The following is a 16705-nucleotide window of genomic DNA, read 5'->3' as shown; positions in this document are numbered from 1 at the left end:
GAATCTCGTTGCATGGATACCGGGCTTGCTGGCATTCGCCACGCCAAGAGGATTTTGCGCAATGATTTGGGCCGTGCAACGACGATTTGCCAACCTTGGGCTGGCCAGGAAACTGGGGCTGGGGTTTGCCCTGGTATTGCTACTGACGGCCCTGGTGGCGGCGATTGGCGTGTGGTCCCTGCAAACCGTTGGCCAGCGTTTTGTGGGGCTCAAGGGCATGTCTTCGCTCAATGAAGGGCTGCTGAACGTGCGCCTGATCGAGCAGGAGTATGCGTTGCGCACCGACGCCAAGTCGGTCGAGGCCCTGCACCAGCGGGTCGATAGCCTGTTGGCCGAGGCGCTGGCGCTGAACATGAGCGAGGTCGGGCAGGCCCTGGGCGCTTATCGCAAGGCGTTTGACGAGTTTGTCGAGCTGACCCAGGCCAAGGATCTGGCGCTGGAAATGGCCAGTTGGTCGGTGTCCAGCGTGGCCAACAACCTTGATGTACTGCAGGCCGGCCTGGCCGACGACGGGGCCTATGGCCTCAAGGAAAGCCAGGGCAGGGAGGGCGCCGAGTTTATCGAGCAGGCCGGCCAGGTGGCGCAGGTCTCGCGCCTGATGTTGCAGGCCATGAACGAAGCGCGGGTGCGTCTGGATCAAAGCCGCAAGGGTGATGAGGACAGTGCCGGGCAAGGCCGCATCGAACAGGCTGACCAGGCCCTGGCCCAGGCCGAACAACTGAAGACCCTGGTCAAGGACCCCGGCTATCAGACGGTGCTTAATGAAGTGGTCGGGCACATCGGCGCCTTCAGCGAAAAACTCACCGAATACACCGGCCTGTTGGCCCAGGAAAAGATCGTCTACCAGCAGTTGCATGAGCGGGCGGCGCAGGTGGTGGCGCAGGTCAACCAGGCCTATGCCGCCCAGGACCAGTCGATGCAGGCGCAATTGGCCAAGAGCAGCTTGCTGATCATTGTTTCGTCGGCCCTGGCCTTGTTGGTGGGGGTGATTGCGGCGTGGCTGATTACCCGGTTGATCGTGCTGCCGCTGCGCAGCGTGATTGGCGTGGCCCGGCAGATTGCCGCCGGGGATCTCAGCGGGCGCATGAAGGTGAGCCGACAGGACGAAATGGGTCAGTTGATGCAGGCGATGCAGCAGATGGGCGGGGGCCTGAGCAGCATGGTCAGCGGGTTGCAGGCGGGCATTGCGCAATTGGCCAGCTCGGCTCAGTCGTTGTCCAGCGTGACCGAGCAGACCAATCTCGAAGTCAGCAACCAGAAAGAAGAAACCGAGCAAGTCGCCACCGCCATGAACCAGATGGCCGCCACGGTGCATGATGTGGCGCGCAATGCCGAGCAGGCCGCCCAAGCGGCGCAAACCGCCGACGACAAGGTCGACAGCGGCCAACAGGTGGTGCGCCAGAGCTTGCAGCGCATCGAGTTGCTGGCCAGTTCGGCGACATCCGCCAGTACCAGCATCGAGAGCCTGAGCGCGGAAATCCAGAACATTGGCAGCGTGCTGGAGGTGATCAAAAGCGTGGCCGAGCAGACCAACCTGCTGGCACTCAACGCGGCCATCGAGGCGGCACGCGCCGGCGAGCAAGGGCGCGGCTTCGCGGTGGTTGCCGATGAAGTGCGGGCCCTGGCTCGGCGCACCCAGCAATCGACGGAAGAAATCGAACGTCTGGTCAGCACCTTGCGCAGTGCAGCGCAGTCCTCGGTGCGGGATATCCAGCACAGTGGCGAGCTGGTGAAACTGGCCGTCAGCGATGCCCTGGAAACCGAAAGCGCCTTGGGCAGCATTGCGGCGGCGGTCTCGCTGATCCAGCAGATGAACCAGCAGATCGCGGCGGCCGCCGAACAGCAGAGCTCAGTGGCCGAAGAGATCAACCGTAGCGTCACCAGCATCCGCGCCAGTGCCGATCAATCGGCGCTGAGCATGCAGGGTAACGCCGCGTCGAGCATCGAGTTGGCGCAACTGGGGGCGGAACTCAAGGGGATGGTGGGGCATTTCCGGTTGTAATCATATTCAGGACCGGAACGAGTTCCCTGTGGGAGCTGACACCCTGAGGTGTACTCACGGGCGCCATCGCGGGCAAGCCCGCTCCCACAGGGGAATGTAGCTGCGTGCCTCGGCATCTCATCCATGTTGGAGATACGCAAGGTGTGATCAGGCGTGATTAGCCAAAAAGGTCAGCAGCGCCTCATTGACGAAATCCGGGTTTTCCCGGCTGGAGATATGCCCTGCACCCGGGATCAATACCAGATCGCAGCCGATCAGCTCAGCCATCTCCTGCGCTTCTGCGGGTGGGCGCGGCTGGTCTTCGTCACCGCACATCACCAACGTAGTATCGGAGTTCAGGCGGCACAGGCCTGCCATCGCATCACCCCGACCGAAAATCAGGCGCCCCAGGGGCACAATGCTCTGTAGCAGGCGATCCTTGGGGAAGTCACGCAGGGATTGGCGGAAGTCCTGATACAGCGCAGAGTCGCGGTCGATGCCGAGGCGGAAGAAGATCGGCACGATGATATCCAATAGCGCATCTGAGATAGCCCCCGTGGCTTCAATCGCGCTGAGCAGCGCGAAATACTTTTCGCGCGTCGCCTCAGGCTCTGCGCCCAGGTAGGTGTCCATCAGCACCAGGCTATTGACCCGCTCGGGCGCCAGTAGCGCCAGCGGGGCGCCCCACATGCCGCCGACTGACAAACCCACCAGATTGACCTTGGCAAGGCCCAGGTGGTCCAGTAGCGCCAGGGCCTGGCGCGCCAGGTCGTCCAGGCTCTGGGTCGATGCTGGCAGCGGGCCAGACTCACCGTGGCCCCACAGCTCTGGCACGATCACTCGGTACTGTTGCGACAGGGCGGCGATCTGCGGGGCCCACATCTGCTGGTCCCACAAGTAGCTCTGGCCGAGCAGGACAGCCGGGCCAGAACCCTGGTCCACGTAGTGCAAGGGCTGATCATCAATGATGGCGATAGGCACGGCTTGCCTCCTTGGTTAAGTGCATGAAGTGCACTTTTGTACGCGAATTATAGAAGGGGGGATAGCCGCAGGATGATGGCACCGAGTGCAGGAAATGCACCCGGTGACTTAAGTACAGGAGGGGGTCAATCGTAGATGACTTTCTTTTTCCATTCGGCATCCGCGTCATCGGCCTTCAAGCCTGCGGTCAGTTCATTGACCTCTTCTGCGGTTTGCTGGCTGTTGGTCAGCACCATGGAGTTGGCGCGCGCCAGTTGTTTTTCCAGCAGTTGCAGGTGCTGGCTGTAGGTGGCCGGCTCAGGCTGCTTGCGCAGGTATTGCACGCCGCGCTCGAACGCCAGGCGCGCCTGGCCGGGCTGCGCCTGTTGCAACGCGTGCTGGCCAAGATTGTTGAAGAACTCGATGTGCAGCAGCACCAGCAGGTGACGGATCTCGCGGATCCAGTGCTTGGCCTCATTGGTCGGCAAAAAGCCGTCCTGGGCGGCGCGGGTGACCTGGCCGTGCAGGGCTTCGAGCAGAAAGCGCACATCCTTGGCCTTGGCTTCGGTCTGGATCGGTCCCGGGGGGTTGTTCACCGGGATCGATTCGCCCTGGCCTACCAGTGCTTCCAACTCGGCAATACGTGCCTTGATAGTGGCGCTGGATTTGTTCAGGTGAAGCATGCGTTGGTTGACGTTCAGTTCCAGGCGGGTCAGCAGCAGCTTGAGCTGCGGCGTCATCAGTTGGCCAGGGAACGTCTCGGTGATCTCGCCACAGCGGCGCAGCCGATCGTTGAGTTCGATCTGGGCACGGGCCTTTTCCAGTTTGTTGTTTTCCACCACGTGGTTCATGTAGCCAATGGCGATCAGTATTACGATCCCGGCTATTACCAGCAGGGTGATCATGAGTGGTGTCACCGGTGTGACCTCTTTATGGGATGTGCGTTGAAGTGTAGTGATTGGCGCATGCGGCGGATAGGACTCTTCGACGAGATGAGTCGGTGCTTTCATCTGTATATGTAGGCATCGTCTTTATAGATGCACATTGCCATCATTCGCGGGTGGGGACTATAACGCCTTGTCGGGCGCCAGAATATAGGCGCCAAAGCCTGGACGGCGAGAAACCCCGGGAGTGCCTGGAAAGCAGGGGGAAGTCATTGATTTAAATAAATTTATCCTTGGGGGTTGACGACCTTTCAATCCATCCATAGAATGCGCGCCACTTACAGCGTAAAGCACACAGCGAAACGCGGTAGGGAGTGAATGTTGTACGTGTGTCCCCTTCGTCTAGTGGCCTAGGACACCGCCCTTTCACGGCGGTAACAGGGGTTCGAGTCCCCTAGGGGACGCCATTGCGGGAATAGCTCAGTTGGTAGAGCACGACCTTGCCAAGGTCGGGGTCGCGAGTTCGAGTCTCGTTTCCCGCTCCATTTTTAAACAGTGTGGCTTTCGGGCGGCACTGAGTGAAACCAGGACCAAGTCTTCGGACAAGGCCTCTGGGCACTGGAATACACACCATGTGTTTCAGTTAGCGTGTCCCCTTCGTCTAGTGGCCTAGGACACCGCCCTTTCACGGCGGTAACAGGGGTTCGAGTCCCCTAGGGGACGCCATTTGCGGGAATAGCTCAGTTGGTAGAGCACGACCTTGCCAAGGTCGGGGTCGCGAGTTCGAGTCTCGTTTCCCGCTCCATATTCAACAAAAACGCCGCTCAGTGATGAGCGGCGTTTTTGTTTGTCCGGGATGGACCCGCTGCAAGAGCAGGTCCAAGGGTTGGCTTAGAGTTTTGGCAGTTGCCCGATACGTCCCATCATTTCTGTCACGATCTGTAGGTCCAGCAGGAACTGCTCGGTGGTCTTGAACTCGTTGTCGGTGTGGCCGGTGTACTTGGCTTCTGGTCGGGCCAGGCCGAATTGCACGCCGTTTGGCAGTTCATGCACCGACGTTGCGCCGGCCGAAGTACCGAACTCGGGCTTCATGCCCAGGTTTTCGGTGGACACGGCCAGCAACGCCTTGACCCACTCGCCCTCGGGGTTGCGATACATCGGCGCGGCCACCGAGTAATCGAAGGTCGGCGCAATATGGGTGTTTTTGCTCCAGGCGCTGAGCTTGTCGGCGATTTCTTTCTTGAGTGTTTCCGGGGATTTGCCCTTCGGCACCCGCAGGTTGACTGCCAGCTTGAAGGCTTTTTCATCCATGCCGACGAAGGTCAGGGAAGTGGTCAGCGGCCCCATGAACGCATCGGAAAAGCCCACGCCCAATTTGCCGCCCAGATAATCCAGGCCCCAGTTGTCGGCGGCGTAACGCGCAGCGTCGGTGATTTCGTTGTGCTTGAGCGCAACCTTGCCATCCAGGCTATTAATGAAGACCAGCATCCGCGCGACCGGGTTAATACCGGATTCGGGCTCCGAAGAGTGGGCCGACACCCCGGTAACGGTCAGCTTGACATCATTGCCGACAACCTTGGCATCTACCGTGAAATCACCCCCATTGGCCTTGGCAAACGCAGCGCCGGCCTGCTGCAGGCTGGCCGCCAGTTCAGCGGGTTTGTCGCTGCGCAATGTGGCTACCGAGGCCGAAGGAATCTGGTTGGTCGCCAGGCCGCCGGTCATGGCGATGATCTCGGCGCCTTTGCCATCTGCCTTGCGCTTGGCAAAGGTCGCCATGACCGTGCCATAACCTTTTTCGGCGATGACCACTGGGTAGCCGCCGTCCAGTGCCAGGTTGTAGTTCGGCGTCGGGTTGTGTTCAAAGTAGTAAGGAATGGCGTCGCCAGTGGTCTCTTCGGTGGTGTCCACCAGCAGCTTGAAGTTGCGTGCCAGGGGCAGGTTTTCTTCCTTGATCACTTTCATCGCATACAGCGTTACCACGATGCCGTTCTTGTCGTCCTCGGTGCCGCGGCCGTACATGCGGTCGCCAATCAGCGTGACCTTGAATGGGTCGAGGCGGGTGCCGTCGGCCAGGACCCAGTTTTCCGGGGTCACCGGTACCACGTCGGCGTGGGCGTGAATGCCGACCACTTCATCGCCCGTACCTTCCAGGGATATTTCATAGACGCGGTTGTCGACATTGCGAAAGTTCAGGTTGAACGCCTGGGCCAGGCTCTTGATCTTGTCGGCGATCTTGATGAATTCAGGGTTGTCGTGCTGGGCTACGCCTTCTACCTGGAAGGTCGGTATGGCCACCAGCTCACGCAGGGTCTCGGTAGCCGCTGCGCCGTATTTCACCCGGGCGTAAATGCCCAGCAGGCGGTGAATCTCGTTTTGCTGTTCGGCGCTGAGGCTCTTGTTATCGAGAAATGCGCTGATCGCCGGGCCGAGATCGGCGGTTTTGCCCAGTTCACTTTTGGCCAGGCTGCCCAGGAAAGTGCGGAAGTCCTTGATCGACGCGTCATTGAACGTCTTGAGGATGGTCGCGCTCTGTTGCGGGGTGATGTTGGCGAAGGCGGGTGCGGTAAAGGCGGACAGGCTGGCGACCATCAGGGTGGCGGCGGCCAGGTGCTTGAGGGAGAAGTCCATTGCTGGGGGCATTCCTTTGCAGGTGGTGAGTAGGAAGTTTCCTATTTTTTGTCGGAAACATTTTCACACACTAGCATCACCCACAAGCAGGAGGGGAGCCCCTTGCGGGGTGATGTCCGATCTCGATAAGAAAACGCCGCCTGCCATCCACCTGTCAGTCCAGGCTATAGCGCACCGACAGCGTGCCCTTTTTCTCCGACAGGCCGAGAATCGTGACCTGGCCGACTTGGGCCAGGGCTTGCACATGAGTGCCGCCGCAGGCGTAGGGCGGCAGGTCGCCAAAACCGACTTCGCGGGAGCCACTTTCCAGTGTCATGTGGCGCGGTAAATCCGCGGCGATCCACTGGTTGACCTGTTCCTGCAAGGCATCGGCTTCTATGTCTTGGGCCGATTCCCCACGGATAAAACTGATCTTGCCTTCACCGGGCCAATGGTGAGCCTTGATCGGCATCCAGCCCAGGGTTTCACCGGCGTTGCCGATCAGATGCCCGGCCGAATGCAGGCGTGTATGCAGGGCGCGGCGCTGGCCGTCGACCCGAGCTGGCTGGAGGCCAAGTGCCACGGCCTGGTCCACGTAGTGCACGATGCGCTCGGCCTCCTGCACCACTTTCAATACGTTGCTGTCCCCCAGCCACCCCGTATCAAAGGGCTGGCCGCCACCCTGGGGATGGAAAATAGTGGACTGCAGGACTACTGCAAACTGCTGCTCATGGGGCGTGCACTCCAGCACATCAACATCGGCAACCAGGTGGTCATGGGTAAAAAACAGGCGCTGGGTCATCGTCTACATCCGCATCAGGGGTCTACGCAGCAGTATAAGTAGTGCGCAAATGGGTGATAATCCGCTGAAATCTCAATGGACTTGTGCGTCATGAGCATCAATCTTCCTTTGCCACTGCTGGGTGAAATGGCGATTTTCGTCAAGGTGGTGGAAGCCGGCAGCTTCTCTGCAGCAGCGCGCCAACTGGGCACCTCGCCATCGGCGGTGAGCCGCAGCATCTCGCGCCTGGAACAGGCCCTGGCCACGCGACTATTACAGCGCACCACGCGCAAGCTGCGCTTGAGCGAAGGTGGTGAAGAAGTCTTCAATCGCTGCCAGGAGATGGTCAACGCGGCGCGCTCGGTGATGGAAATCAGCGGCCAGTACACCCACGAGGCCGAAGGGCTGATACGGGTCAGCGTGCCCAAGGCGGTCGGGCGGTTTGTGGTGCATCCGCATATGCCGCAGTTCCTGCGGCGCTATCCCAAGGTCGATGTGCAACTGATCCTCGAAGATCGGCAGGTGGATTTGATTGATGACAATGTCGACCTGAGCATCCGCATCACCGATAACCCGCCGCCGGGGTTGGTAGGGCGCCGGTTACTGCCGATCGAGCATTTGCTGTGTGCTACGCCGCAATATCTGGCCACCCACGGAACGCCGCTGCATCCCCATGACTTGCTGGAGCACAGCTGCATTTACCTGGGCGAAACCCTTGGGGATGCACGCTGGAAATTGCGCCAGGCTGGCAAAACAGTGACGGTGGGTGTGCGTGGTCGTTATGCGGCCAATCACACGGGGGTGCGGTTGGATGCGGTGTTGCAGGATGTGGGAATTGGCAGCTTGCCGTATTTCACTGCGCGGCATGCATTGGAGGAGGGGCGGTTGGTGCAGGTCCTGGCGCAATGGGATTTTATTGCCTCGTACCATGGGGATGCCTGGTTGCTGCATTCACCCACGCGCTACCTGCCACCGAAACTGCGGGTGTTCATCGATTATCTGGTGGAGTGCATGGCTAAGGAGCCCACATTGCGTCGGCGGTAGGAGCACGATCGGGAATGTGGAGCGGATTAATGTGGGAGCGGGCTTGCTCGCGAAAGCAGTGGGTCAGTCAACATCAATGTTTGCTGGGCCGACGTCTTGGCGGCGATGCGTCGATCCGACAAGCCCGCTCCACATTTGGATCTTTGGTGCTTTTGAGATCAGTGCTTGGGCTGGTCGTTGGACATGGCCAGCAATTGCTTTTCCTGGTTCCAGTCGAACGGTTCGTCGTTCTGTTCGGCTTCGAAGCGCCGTTCTTCCAGGGCCTGGTACAAGTCCAGTTCATCATCGGGCATGAAGTGCAGGCAGTCACCGCCAAAGAACCACAGCAAGTCGCGCGGTACCAGATGGGCAATCTGTGGGTAGCGCAAGATGACCTGGCTCATCATGTCCTGGCCCAGGTATTGGCTTTCGATCGGGTCGATGGGCAGCATGGCCCGCAGTTCATCAAAGCGTTCCAGGAACAAAGCGTGGCTTTCCTCTGGAACCTGTTCGGCTTCGCCGACGGCAACCAGGATACTGCGCAGGTGGTCGAGCAAGACGAGATGATCGGCAACGACGTTGGACACGAGAGTAAGTCCTCAAAAGCAAAAACGGGCGCGAGAGTATATAGCTCTCGCGCCCGCTTTTATATGACCGCCGGTACTAGCGGACTCTGCCAGGCGCCTGGGCCAACTCCTCCTTACTGAAGTCATCCACGTCGATCACCTTGCGCCGCGCCGCTTCCGCATCGCGCAGGGTCTGCGCCTCTGCCGGTTGCAGCACGCCAGCCTCGAGTGCGGCTTCGATGGCGTGTTCCCCCGCGCGTGGCTTGACCTGGCCACTCTTGAGGGCGCTGTGGAGTTTCTTTTGCAGGGGCTGGCTGGCACCCAGCAGGTCGTAGGCATGTTGCAAGGCGCCGACTGGATCTTGCGCCGACTGTGGGCGGTAGCAGCCAGCCAGCAGTTCTTCGAGGGTCGGGTCGCCCTTGGCCCGGCCAATTACTGCGGCGACTTCCGCGTCCAATGCATCGGACGGACCTTTGTGGCGGCGGCCGAACGGGAACACGATGACTCGCATCAGGCAGCCCAGCACTTTGTTGGGGAAGTTGCTGAGCAACTCATCCAGCGCGCGCTCCGACTGGCCGAGGCTTTCCTCCATGGCCCAGGCAAACAGCGGCTCCAGGTGGTCCGGGGAGTCGAGGTCGTGGTAGCGCTTGAGCGCTGCCGAGGCCAGGTACATATGGCTGAGCACATCGCCGAGCCGTGCCGACAGGCGTTCACGACGCTTCAACTCGCCGCCCAGCAGCATCATGCTCAGGTCCGCCAACAGGGCAAACGCGGCAGCCTGGCGGTTGAGCGCACGGAAGTAGCCCTGGCTCAAGCGGTTGCCCGGGGCTTTTTCGAAGTGACCCAGGCCCAGGTTCAACACCAGGGTGCTGGCGGCGTTGCTCACGGCAAAGCCGATATGTTGCATCAGCAGCCCATCGAACTCCTTGAGTGCCTGGTCGCGGTCTTCACGGCCGGCCAGGGCCATTTCCTTGAGGACGAACGGGTGGCAGCGGATCGCGCCCTGGCCGAAGATCATCAGGTTGCGCGAGAGGATATTCGCCCCCTCCACGGTGATGAAGATCGGCGCCCCTTGCCAGCTGCGGCCCAGGTAGTTGTTGGGGCCCATGATGATGCCCTTGCCGCCGTGGACGTCCATGGCGTGGCTGATGCACTCGCGGCCGCGCTCGGTCAGGTGGTACTTGAGGATCGCCGAGAGCACCGAGGGTTTTTCCCCCAGGTCGACGGCATTGGCGGTGAGCATCCGCGCGCTGTCCATCAGCCAGGCGTTGCCGCCGATACGGGCCAGGGCTTCCTGGATACCTTCGAAGGCCGACAGTGGCACGTTGAACTGTTCGCGCACCTGGGCGTACTGGCCGGTCACCAGGCTGGTGAACTTGGCCGCGCCGGTGCCCACTGCTGGCAGGGAGATCGAACGGCCGACCGACAGGCAGTTCATCAGCATCATCCAGCCCTTGCCGAGCATCTCCTGGCCGCCGATCAGGAAGTCCAGGGGAATGAACACGTCTTTGCCGGAGTTGGGGCCGTTCATGAACGCAGCGCCCAAGGGTAGGTGGCGACGGCCGATTTCCACGCCGGGAGTATCGGTGGGGATCAGCGCCAGGCTGATGCCCAGGTCTTCTTCCTCACCCAGCAGGTGGTCCGGGTCATGGGCCTTGAAGGCCAGGCCGAGCAGGGTCGCGACCGGACCCAGGGTGATATAGCGCTTTTCCCAGTTCAGGCGCAGGCCAAGGGTTTCCTTGCCTTCCCATTCGCCTTTGCAAATCACCCCAGTGTCGGGCATTGCGCCGGCATCGGAGCCGGCCAGCGGGCCGGTCAGGGCAAAGCACGGGATGTCATCGCCACGGGCCAGGCGCGGCAGGTAATGGTTGCGTTGCTCGTCGGTGCCGTAGTGCAGCAGCAGTTCGGCCGGGCCCAGGGAGTTGGGGACCATCACGGTGGAGGCGAGGTCGCCGCTGCGGGTTGCCAACTTCATCGCCACCTGGGAGTGGGCGTAGGCCGAAAAGCCCTTGCCGCCGAACTCCTTGGGAATGATCAGGGCAAAGAAGCCATGTTGCTTGATGTGGTCCCAGGCCGCTGGCGGCAGGTCCATGGCCTGGCCGATTTCCCAGTCGGTGACCATGGCGCACAGCTCTTCGGTGGGGCCGTCGATAAAGGCCTGTTCTTCTTCGGTCAACTGCGCCTTGGGGTAGGCCAGCAGTTTGTCCCAGTCGGGGCGGCCGCTGAACAGTTCGCCGTCCCACCACACGGTACCGGCGTCGATGGCATCGCGCTCGGTTTCGGACATTGGCGGCAGTACTTTCTGGAACCAGTTGAACAGCGGTGCGGTGAAGTACTGGCGACGCAGGTCGGGCAGCAGCAGCGGTGCGGCGACTACCGCCAGCAGGACCCAGAACACCAGCAGCAGCCAGCCCGGTGCATGGCTAAAGGCGCCCATCGCCAACAGATAGACGGCGACCACGCCCAGGGCGGGCAGGGGCGCGGTGCGACGGTGTGCCAGGTAGGCAATGCCGAGCACCAGAACCAGTATCCACAACAACAGCATATTCAATCCTCCGTGAAACCAGGGGCAGAAGCACCCTCAGAGCTTAGTCGGCATCCGAAAAAGCGGTGCCTGAGGGTGTTACGTGGTGTGGCGGGAAGTGCTCTCCAGTCACAGGCAGCAGGCGCCGACATTTGGCCGAATCGTCGTTATCCCTCGGTCGGGCCTGTGGTTAGACTCCAGGCTCGCCTCGGAGACAATCCCCATGAATGCGTACTTGAGTCCCAGCCGCTTCATCGATAGTGACCACCCTGCGGTGGTGGAGTTCGCCGAAAAACATCGAGGTTCGAGCCTCGCCCCCCGTGACCAGGCAGTCAGTCTCTATTACGCCGTGCGTGAAGCGGTGCGCTACAACCCTTACACCTTCAGTCGCGATCCGCAAACCCTGCGTGGCAGCTACGCCCTGGCAGCGGGCCAGAGCTATTGCGTACCCAAGGCCACCCTGCTGGCGGCTTGCGCCCGGCATTGCGGCATACCGTCGCGTATTGGCCTGGCTGATGTGCGCAATCATTTATCGACGCCGCGCCTGATCGAGTTGCTCAAGAGTGATGTGTTCGCCATGCATGGCTACACGGAGCTGTACCTGGATGGGCGTTGGGTCAAGGCCACACCGGCGTTCAACCAGCAATTGTGCGAGTTGTTCGATGTGCCGCCCCTGGATTTCGACGGAATCAACGACAGTGTGTTTCACCCGTTCAACCGCCAGGGCCAGCGCTCCATGGAGTACGTGGTGGACCATGGACAGTTTGCCGAGGTGCCCGAGGCATTCTTCTTTGCCCACATAAAGAAATGTTACCCGCACCTGTTTGGCGAGCAGTCGCCGCAGTTGTTGGGTGATATGCAGAGCGATTTGAGTCGCGGCTGAACCGGCGTATGCTGCTCCGGCATTCATCCACTGGGAGGCGGTCATGCTGAGGATCTGGGGTCGTAAAAATTCGTCAAACGTCAGGAAGGCACTGTGGTGCGCCGAGGAACTCGGCCTGGACTATGAGGCAATTGATGCGGGCGGGGCCTTTGGTGTGGTCGATACGCCGCAGTACCGGGCGTTGAACCCCAATGGCCGGGTGCCGATGATCGAGGACGGCGAGTTCGTGTTATGGGAATCCAACACCATCGTGCGCTACCTCTGCGCCAAGCAGGCCTCGAGCTGGTACCCCAAGGACCTGCAAGCGCGGGCCAATGCCGAGAAGTGGATGGACTGGACCACCTCGACCTTTGCCGAACCGTTCAAGACGGTGTTCTGGGGCATCCTGCGCACGCCGGCCGAGCGGCAGAACTGGGACAGCATCCATGCCGGGCGCAATGCCTGTATCGAGGTGTTGAAAACCGTGGACCAGGCCCTGGCCGGCCAGCCCTACCTGTCCGGCACCGAGATCGGCATGGGCGATATTCCCCTGGGCAGCTTTATCTATGCCTGGTTCGAGATGCCTATCGAGCGCCCGGCAATGCCCCACCTGGAGGCGTGGTACCAGCGCTTGCAGCAACGTGCGGCCTATCAAAAAGCGGTGATGACCGCGTTGACTTAATACTGACTATTAATACAGGTGACTGTACTTGTGCGGCGCGGGCAAGCACCATGCTCGCCGTGCGCTGCAGTTGTATTACGTAGGGCGCGCCCTTATCTATTCTTTCTATTCCCTTCCTTGGTGCGTAATCCGATATGAGTTCCGCTCTGTCCATCCGGCAGCTAACCAAAACCTACGGCAACGGTTTCCAGGCCCTGAGTGGTATCGATCTGGATGTCGCCGAAGGTGATTTTTTCGCGTTGCTCGGCCCCAACGGTGCCGGCAAATCCACCACCATCGGCATTCTGTCGACCCTGGTCAACAAGACCAGTGGCACGGTGAATATCTTTGGCAATGACCTGGATAAATCGCCGGCCGCGCTCAAGCGCAGCATTGGCGTGGTGCCCCAGGAGTTCAACTTCAACCAGTTTGAAAAGACCTTCGATATCGTGGTGACCCAGGCCGGTTACTACGGCATCCCGCCGAAGATCGCCAAGGAGCGCGCCGAGCAATACCTGACCCAGCTGGGGTTGTGGGACAAGCGCGACGTGCCATCACGCTCGCTGTCCGGCGGCATGAAGCGGCGCCTGATGATCGCCCGTGCCTTGGTGCACGAGCCACGCCTGCTGATCCTCGACGAACCGACGGCAGGGGTGGACATCGAATTGCGGCGCTCGATGTGGACCTTCCTCACCGAACTGAACCAGAAAGGCATCACCATCATCCTCACCACCCACTACCTGGAAGAGGCTGAACAGTTGTGCCGCAACATCGGCATCATTGACCACGGCACCATTGTCGAGAACACCAGCATGCGCAACCTGCTGGGCCAGTTGCATGTGGAGACGTTCCTGCTCGACCTGAAGAACAACCTGTCGGTGCCTCCGCAACTGATCGGCTACCCAACCCGCCTGGTAGACAGCCATACGCTGGAAGTCCAGGTCGATAAAGCCGTGGGCATCACCGCGCTGTTCAGCCAGTTGGCGTTGCAGAACATTGAAGTGTTGAGCCTGCGTAACAAAACCAATCGCCTTGAGGAGCTGTTCGTGTCCCTGGTGGAGAAAAATCTGGCGAAGGTGGCGGTATGAGTTCTGAGTTCCAACCCAACCTGGTAGCGCTCAACACCATCGTCTACCGCGAAGTGAAGCGCTTCATGCGCATCTGGCCGCAAACCCTGCTGCCGCCAGCGATCACCATGGTCCTGTACTTCGTGATCTTCGGGAACCTGATCGGCCGGCAGATTGGCGATATGGGCGGCTTCACCTACATGGAATACATCGTGCCGGGGTTGATCATGATGTCGGTGATCACCAACTCCTATGGCAACGTGGTGTCGAGCTTCTTTGGCAGCAAGTTCCAGCGCTCCATTGAGGAACTGATGGTGTCACCGGTGTCGCCGCACACCATCCTGATCGGCTACACCCTGGGCGGCGTACTGCGCGGCTTGATGGTCGGGGCGATCGTGACGGTGCTGTCGATGTTCTTCACCGACCTGCAGGTGCATCACCTGGGGGTGACCATCCTGGTGGTGGTGCTGACGGCGACGATCTTCTCGCTGCTGGGCTTTATCAACGCAGTGTTCGCGCGCAACTTCGATGACATCTCGATCATCCCGACCTTTGTGCTGACGCCGCTGACTTACCTGGGCGGGGTGTTTTATTCGATTACCTTGCTGCCGCCGTTCTGGCAGACCGTGTCGATGGCCAACCCGGTGCTGCATATGGTCAACGCGTTCCGCTACGGGATTCTTGGGGTGTCGGATATCAAGATCAGCGTGGCGATTACGTTCATGATCGCGGCGACGGTGGTGTTGTATATCGGGTGCGCGCGGTTGCTGGTGAGTGGGCGTGGGATGCGTACCTGAGCCAGGTCTAAATATGTGTGGGTTTGTGTAGGAGCGGGCTTGCCCGCGATAGCGGGGGGTCAGTTAAAGAGGTATTGACTGACACTCTGCTATCGCGGGCAAGCCCGCTCCCACACAAGCCCACACACAGTTGGGTCAGGTGTGCAGCGCAATCTCGATCAGCTCATGCAGTTCCTCAACCCGCATCGGCGCAGCGCCAAACAAAATTCGAAACACCGTCGGCGCCGCCAGCAGATTGATCAACCGATCTACGCTGGGCAATGCCTGGCCGCTACCTTGGTAACGATCCAGGATTACCTGCAGTTGCCCACCCAGAATCGTCACGCAGTACCCCGGCGTCTGGCTGCACTGTACGTCGCGCATCATGTTGCGCCCCGGTTCCGAGCTCATCTCATCCAGGTATTGTTCGGCCCAGGCTTGCAGGTCGCCGCGCAGGCTGCCGGTGTCGGCCGGTTCACTGTCGGGACGCATGCGGGCCAGGGCGACGTCGGCGAGCAGGGCGGCGAGGTCGCCCCAGCGCCGGTAGATGGTCGACGGTGTGACTCCCGCGCGTGCGGCGATCTGCGGCACCGTCACGCTGGCGCGCTCTTGCTCCTGCAGTAGCTGGCGCACCGCCGAATGAACCGATTCTTGTACCCGGGCACTACGGCCCCCCGGGCGGAGGCCTTCTTTTATCGCCATGCCAAAACCTTAACACAAAGAATTTGCTTTAAGCGCGACCCAGTAGCACACTGCACAAAAGCAAAATATTAGCTTTAGCGGAGCGTGCCCATGTCCAGCGTCACTTCTCATCGTTCCAGCCTGGTGTTCCTGGCGATCACCTTGCTGACGTTTCTTGCCGCCTCCAGCGCGCCGACGCCGTTGTATCACCTTTACCAGGAGGGCCTGCACTTTTCCGCAGGCACCCTAACCCTGATCTTCGGTGTCTATGCCTTGAGCCTGCTGGCCGCGTTGTTGACCGTCGGTTCGCTGTCGGATTACCTGGGGCGCAAGCCGGTGATCTTTGCCGCGCTGGTGCTGAATATGCTGGCGATGCTGCTGTTTATCTACGCCGACAGTGTCGCCTGGCTGATCGCCGCCCGAACCTTGCAGGGGTTTGCCACAGGCATGGCCACCGCTGTGCTTGGCGCTGCGTTGCTCGACACCGACCGTCAGCAGGGCCCGTTGGTCAACAGTGTCGCGCCGTTGCTGGGCATGGCCTGCGGCGCCATGGGCAGCAGTTTGCTGGTGGAGTTCGCGCCGCTGCCGACCCAGTTGATCTATTGGGCCTTGTTCGCGCTGCTGCTGTTGCAGAGCCTGTATGTGTGGCGGCTGCCCGAAAGCGTCAGACGCATGTCGGGCGCGCTGGCCTCGCTATGGCCGACCCTGCATGTGCCGCCCCAGGCGCGCCGGGCCTTGTGGCTGTCGCTGCCGGTGGATATTGCCGTGTGGGCCATGAGCGGTTTCTACTTGTCGCTGGCGCCGTCGCTGGTGCGGGCGGCAACCGGATCGACTTCCAACCTGATCGGTGGCGGCCTGGTCGCGGTGTTGACCTTGAGCGGCGCGGTGATGATTTTCAGCCTGCGCAATCGCCCGGCGGACAAGGTGCTGCGCCTGGGGGCAGGCCTGTTGGCCGTGGGCGTCGCGTTGATCCTCGGTGCGGTTCACAGCGCCAGCCTGCCACTGTTTTTCCTCGCCACACTGGTGGCGGGCAGCGGATTTGGCGCGGGGTTCCTTGGCGCGGTGCGCAGTGTGGTGCCCTTGGCCTTGCCCCATGAGCGGGCCGGGTTGATGTCGGCGTTCTACGTCCTCAGTTACCTGGCGTTTTGCCTGCCGTCCCTGCTGGCGGGCAACCTGACCCGCAGCTTTGGCCTGATCGCAACCACCGACGGCTACGGTGCGGTGCTGATCGTCCTGGCGCTCGGGGCCTTGATTGGCTTGATGAGGCAAGCATCCGCCAAAGCTGTATATAGGTAAAACAGATAACAGTTAGAGATATTACCCGTTATA

14 protein-coding genes, 4 tRNA genes and 1 pseudogene are annotated in these 16705 nt (G+C 60.8%); 12 read left to right on the top strand and 7 right to left on the bottom strand.

Features of this window, described 5'->3' with window-relative positions:
* Positions 1 to 61 precede the first annotated feature (61 nt).
* Positions 62 to 1093: pseudogene (locus ACSSVH_RS17730) on the top strand (methyl-accepting chemotaxis protein); the annotation flags it as partial.
* Positions 1085 to 2002 carry a methyl-accepting chemotaxis protein gene (locus ACSSVH_RS17725; RefSeq protein ID WP_492634724.1) on the top strand — a complete coding sequence of 306 codons (918 nt, stop codon included), beginning with the start codon at positions 1085 to 1087 and terminating at the stop codon, positions 2000 to 2002. The pseudogene ACSSVH_RS17730 and the gene ACSSVH_RS17725, both read left to right, overlap by 9 nt.
* Before the next feature lie 147 nt (positions 2003 to 2149).
* On the opposite strand, the gene ACSSVH_RS17720 is transcribed toward ACSSVH_RS17725, so the two are convergent.
* Positions 2150 to 2962: an alpha/beta fold hydrolase gene (locus ACSSVH_RS17720; RefSeq protein WP_492633560.1), complete on the bottom strand. Its 813-nt coding sequence runs from the start codon at positions 2960 to 2962 to the stop codon at positions 2150 to 2152.
* A gap of 125 nt (positions 2963 to 3087) precedes the next feature.
* Entirely contained in the window at positions 3088 to 3858 is a 771-nt protein-coding gene (locus tag ACSSVH_RS17715) for a hypothetical protein (RefSeq protein ID WP_092234781.1), read from the bottom strand.
* Between the two features lie 358 nt (positions 3859 to 4216).
* Between ACSSVH_RS17715 and ACSSVH_RS17710 the strand changes: the two genes are divergently transcribed.
* From ACSSVH_RS17710 to ACSSVH_RS17695, 4 genes are all read left to right on the top strand, one after another.
* Positions 4217 to 4292 (top strand) — tRNA-Glu (locus ACSSVH_RS17710).
* 2 nt (positions 4293 to 4294) lie between these two features.
* Positions 4295 to 4370: transfer RNA gene (locus tag ACSSVH_RS17705), tRNA-Gly, on the top strand.
* 105 nt (positions 4371 to 4475) lie between these two features.
* A tRNA-Glu gene (locus tag ACSSVH_RS17700) sits at positions 4476 to 4551 on the top strand.
* 3 nt (positions 4552 to 4554) lie between these two features.
* Positions 4555 to 4630 (top strand) — tRNA-Gly (locus ACSSVH_RS17695).
* An 86-nt stretch (positions 4631 to 4716) separates the two neighbouring features.
* On the opposite strand, the gene ACSSVH_RS17690 is transcribed toward ACSSVH_RS17695, so the two are convergent.
* Complete coding sequence (locus tag ACSSVH_RS17690) at positions 4717 to 6456, bottom strand: dipeptidase (protein WP_170056991.1); 1740 nt, start codon at positions 6454 to 6456, stop codon at positions 4717 to 4719.
* Between the two features lie 154 nt (positions 6457 to 6610).
* Complete coding sequence (locus ACSSVH_RS17685) at positions 6611 to 7237, bottom strand: alanyl-tRNA editing protein (protein ID WP_492633559.1); 627 nt, start codon at positions 7235 to 7237, stop codon at positions 6611 to 6613.
* 90 nt (positions 7238 to 7327) lie between these two features.
* Here ACSSVH_RS17685 and ACSSVH_RS17680 point away from each other — a divergent pair, with 90 nt between their 5' ends.
* Positions 7328 to 8260 carry a LysR family transcriptional regulator gene (locus tag ACSSVH_RS17680; protein WP_492633558.1) on the top strand — a complete coding sequence of 311 codons (933 nt, stop codon included), beginning with the start codon at positions 7328 to 7330 and terminating at the stop codon, positions 8258 to 8260.
* 158 nt (positions 8261 to 8418) lie between these two features.
* Here ACSSVH_RS17680 and ACSSVH_RS17675 read toward each other — a convergent pair whose 3' ends face one another.
* Positions 8419 to 8826, bottom strand: a complete 408-nt coding sequence (locus tag ACSSVH_RS17675; protein ID WP_099168779.1) for a PA2817 family protein — start codon at positions 8824 to 8826, stop codon at positions 8419 to 8421.
* Positions 8827 to 8902: 76 nt separating this feature from the next.
* Positions 8903 to 11350, bottom strand: coding sequence for an acyl-CoA dehydrogenase (locus ACSSVH_RS17670; protein ID WP_432754445.1), 2448 nt, complete (start codon positions 11348 to 11350; stop codon positions 8903 to 8905).
* Between the two features lie 202 nt (positions 11351 to 11552).
* Here ACSSVH_RS17670 and ACSSVH_RS17665 point away from each other — a divergent pair, with 202 nt between their 5' ends.
* The 4 genes from ACSSVH_RS17665 to ACSSVH_RS17650 all read left to right on the top strand — a co-directional run bounded on the left by ACSSVH_RS17665 (position 11553) and on the right by ACSSVH_RS17650 (position 14716).
* Complete coding sequence (locus tag ACSSVH_RS17665) at positions 11553 to 12212, top strand: transglutaminase-like domain-containing protein (protein ID WP_492633557.1); 660 nt, start codon at positions 11553 to 11555, stop codon at positions 12210 to 12212.
* A gap of 43 nt (positions 12213 to 12255) precedes the next feature.
* Positions 12256 to 12873, top strand: coding sequence for a glutathione S-transferase family protein (locus ACSSVH_RS17660; protein ID WP_169956833.1), 618 nt, complete (start codon positions 12256 to 12258; stop codon positions 12871 to 12873).
* A gap of 134 nt (positions 12874 to 13007) precedes the next feature.
* A complete protein-coding gene (locus ACSSVH_RS17655) occupies positions 13008 to 13940 on the top strand; it encodes an ABC transporter ATP-binding protein (protein ID WP_492633556.1) in 933 nt (310 codons plus the stop codon).
* On the top strand, positions 13937 to 14716 hold the full coding sequence (locus ACSSVH_RS17650) for an ABC transporter permease (RefSeq protein WP_169956835.1): 780 nt from the start codon (positions 13937 to 13939) through the stop codon (positions 14714 to 14716). Before ACSSVH_RS17655 ends, ACSSVH_RS17650 begins: the two co-directional genes overlap by 4 nt.
* Before the next feature lie 135 nt (positions 14717 to 14851).
* On the opposite strand, the gene ACSSVH_RS17645 is transcribed toward ACSSVH_RS17650, so the two are convergent.
* Complete coding sequence (locus ACSSVH_RS17645; protein WP_169956836.1) at positions 14852 to 15397, bottom strand: TetR/AcrR family transcriptional regulator; 546 nt, start codon at positions 15395 to 15397, stop codon at positions 14852 to 14854.
* Positions 15398 to 15487: 90 nt separating this feature from the next.
* Between ACSSVH_RS17645 and ACSSVH_RS17640 the strand changes: the two genes are divergently transcribed.
* A complete protein-coding gene (locus ACSSVH_RS17640) occupies positions 15488 to 16672 on the top strand; it encodes an MFS transporter (protein WP_492633555.1) in 1185 nt (394 codons plus the stop codon).
* The last annotated feature ends 33 nt before the right edge of the window (positions 16673 to 16705 follow it).

Source organism: Pseudomonas sp. HC1(2025) (genome assembly GCF_058742075.1).
The sequence above is the reverse complement of the archived record's forward strand: the minus strand, read 5'-3'. Positions and strand labels throughout refer to the sequence as shown.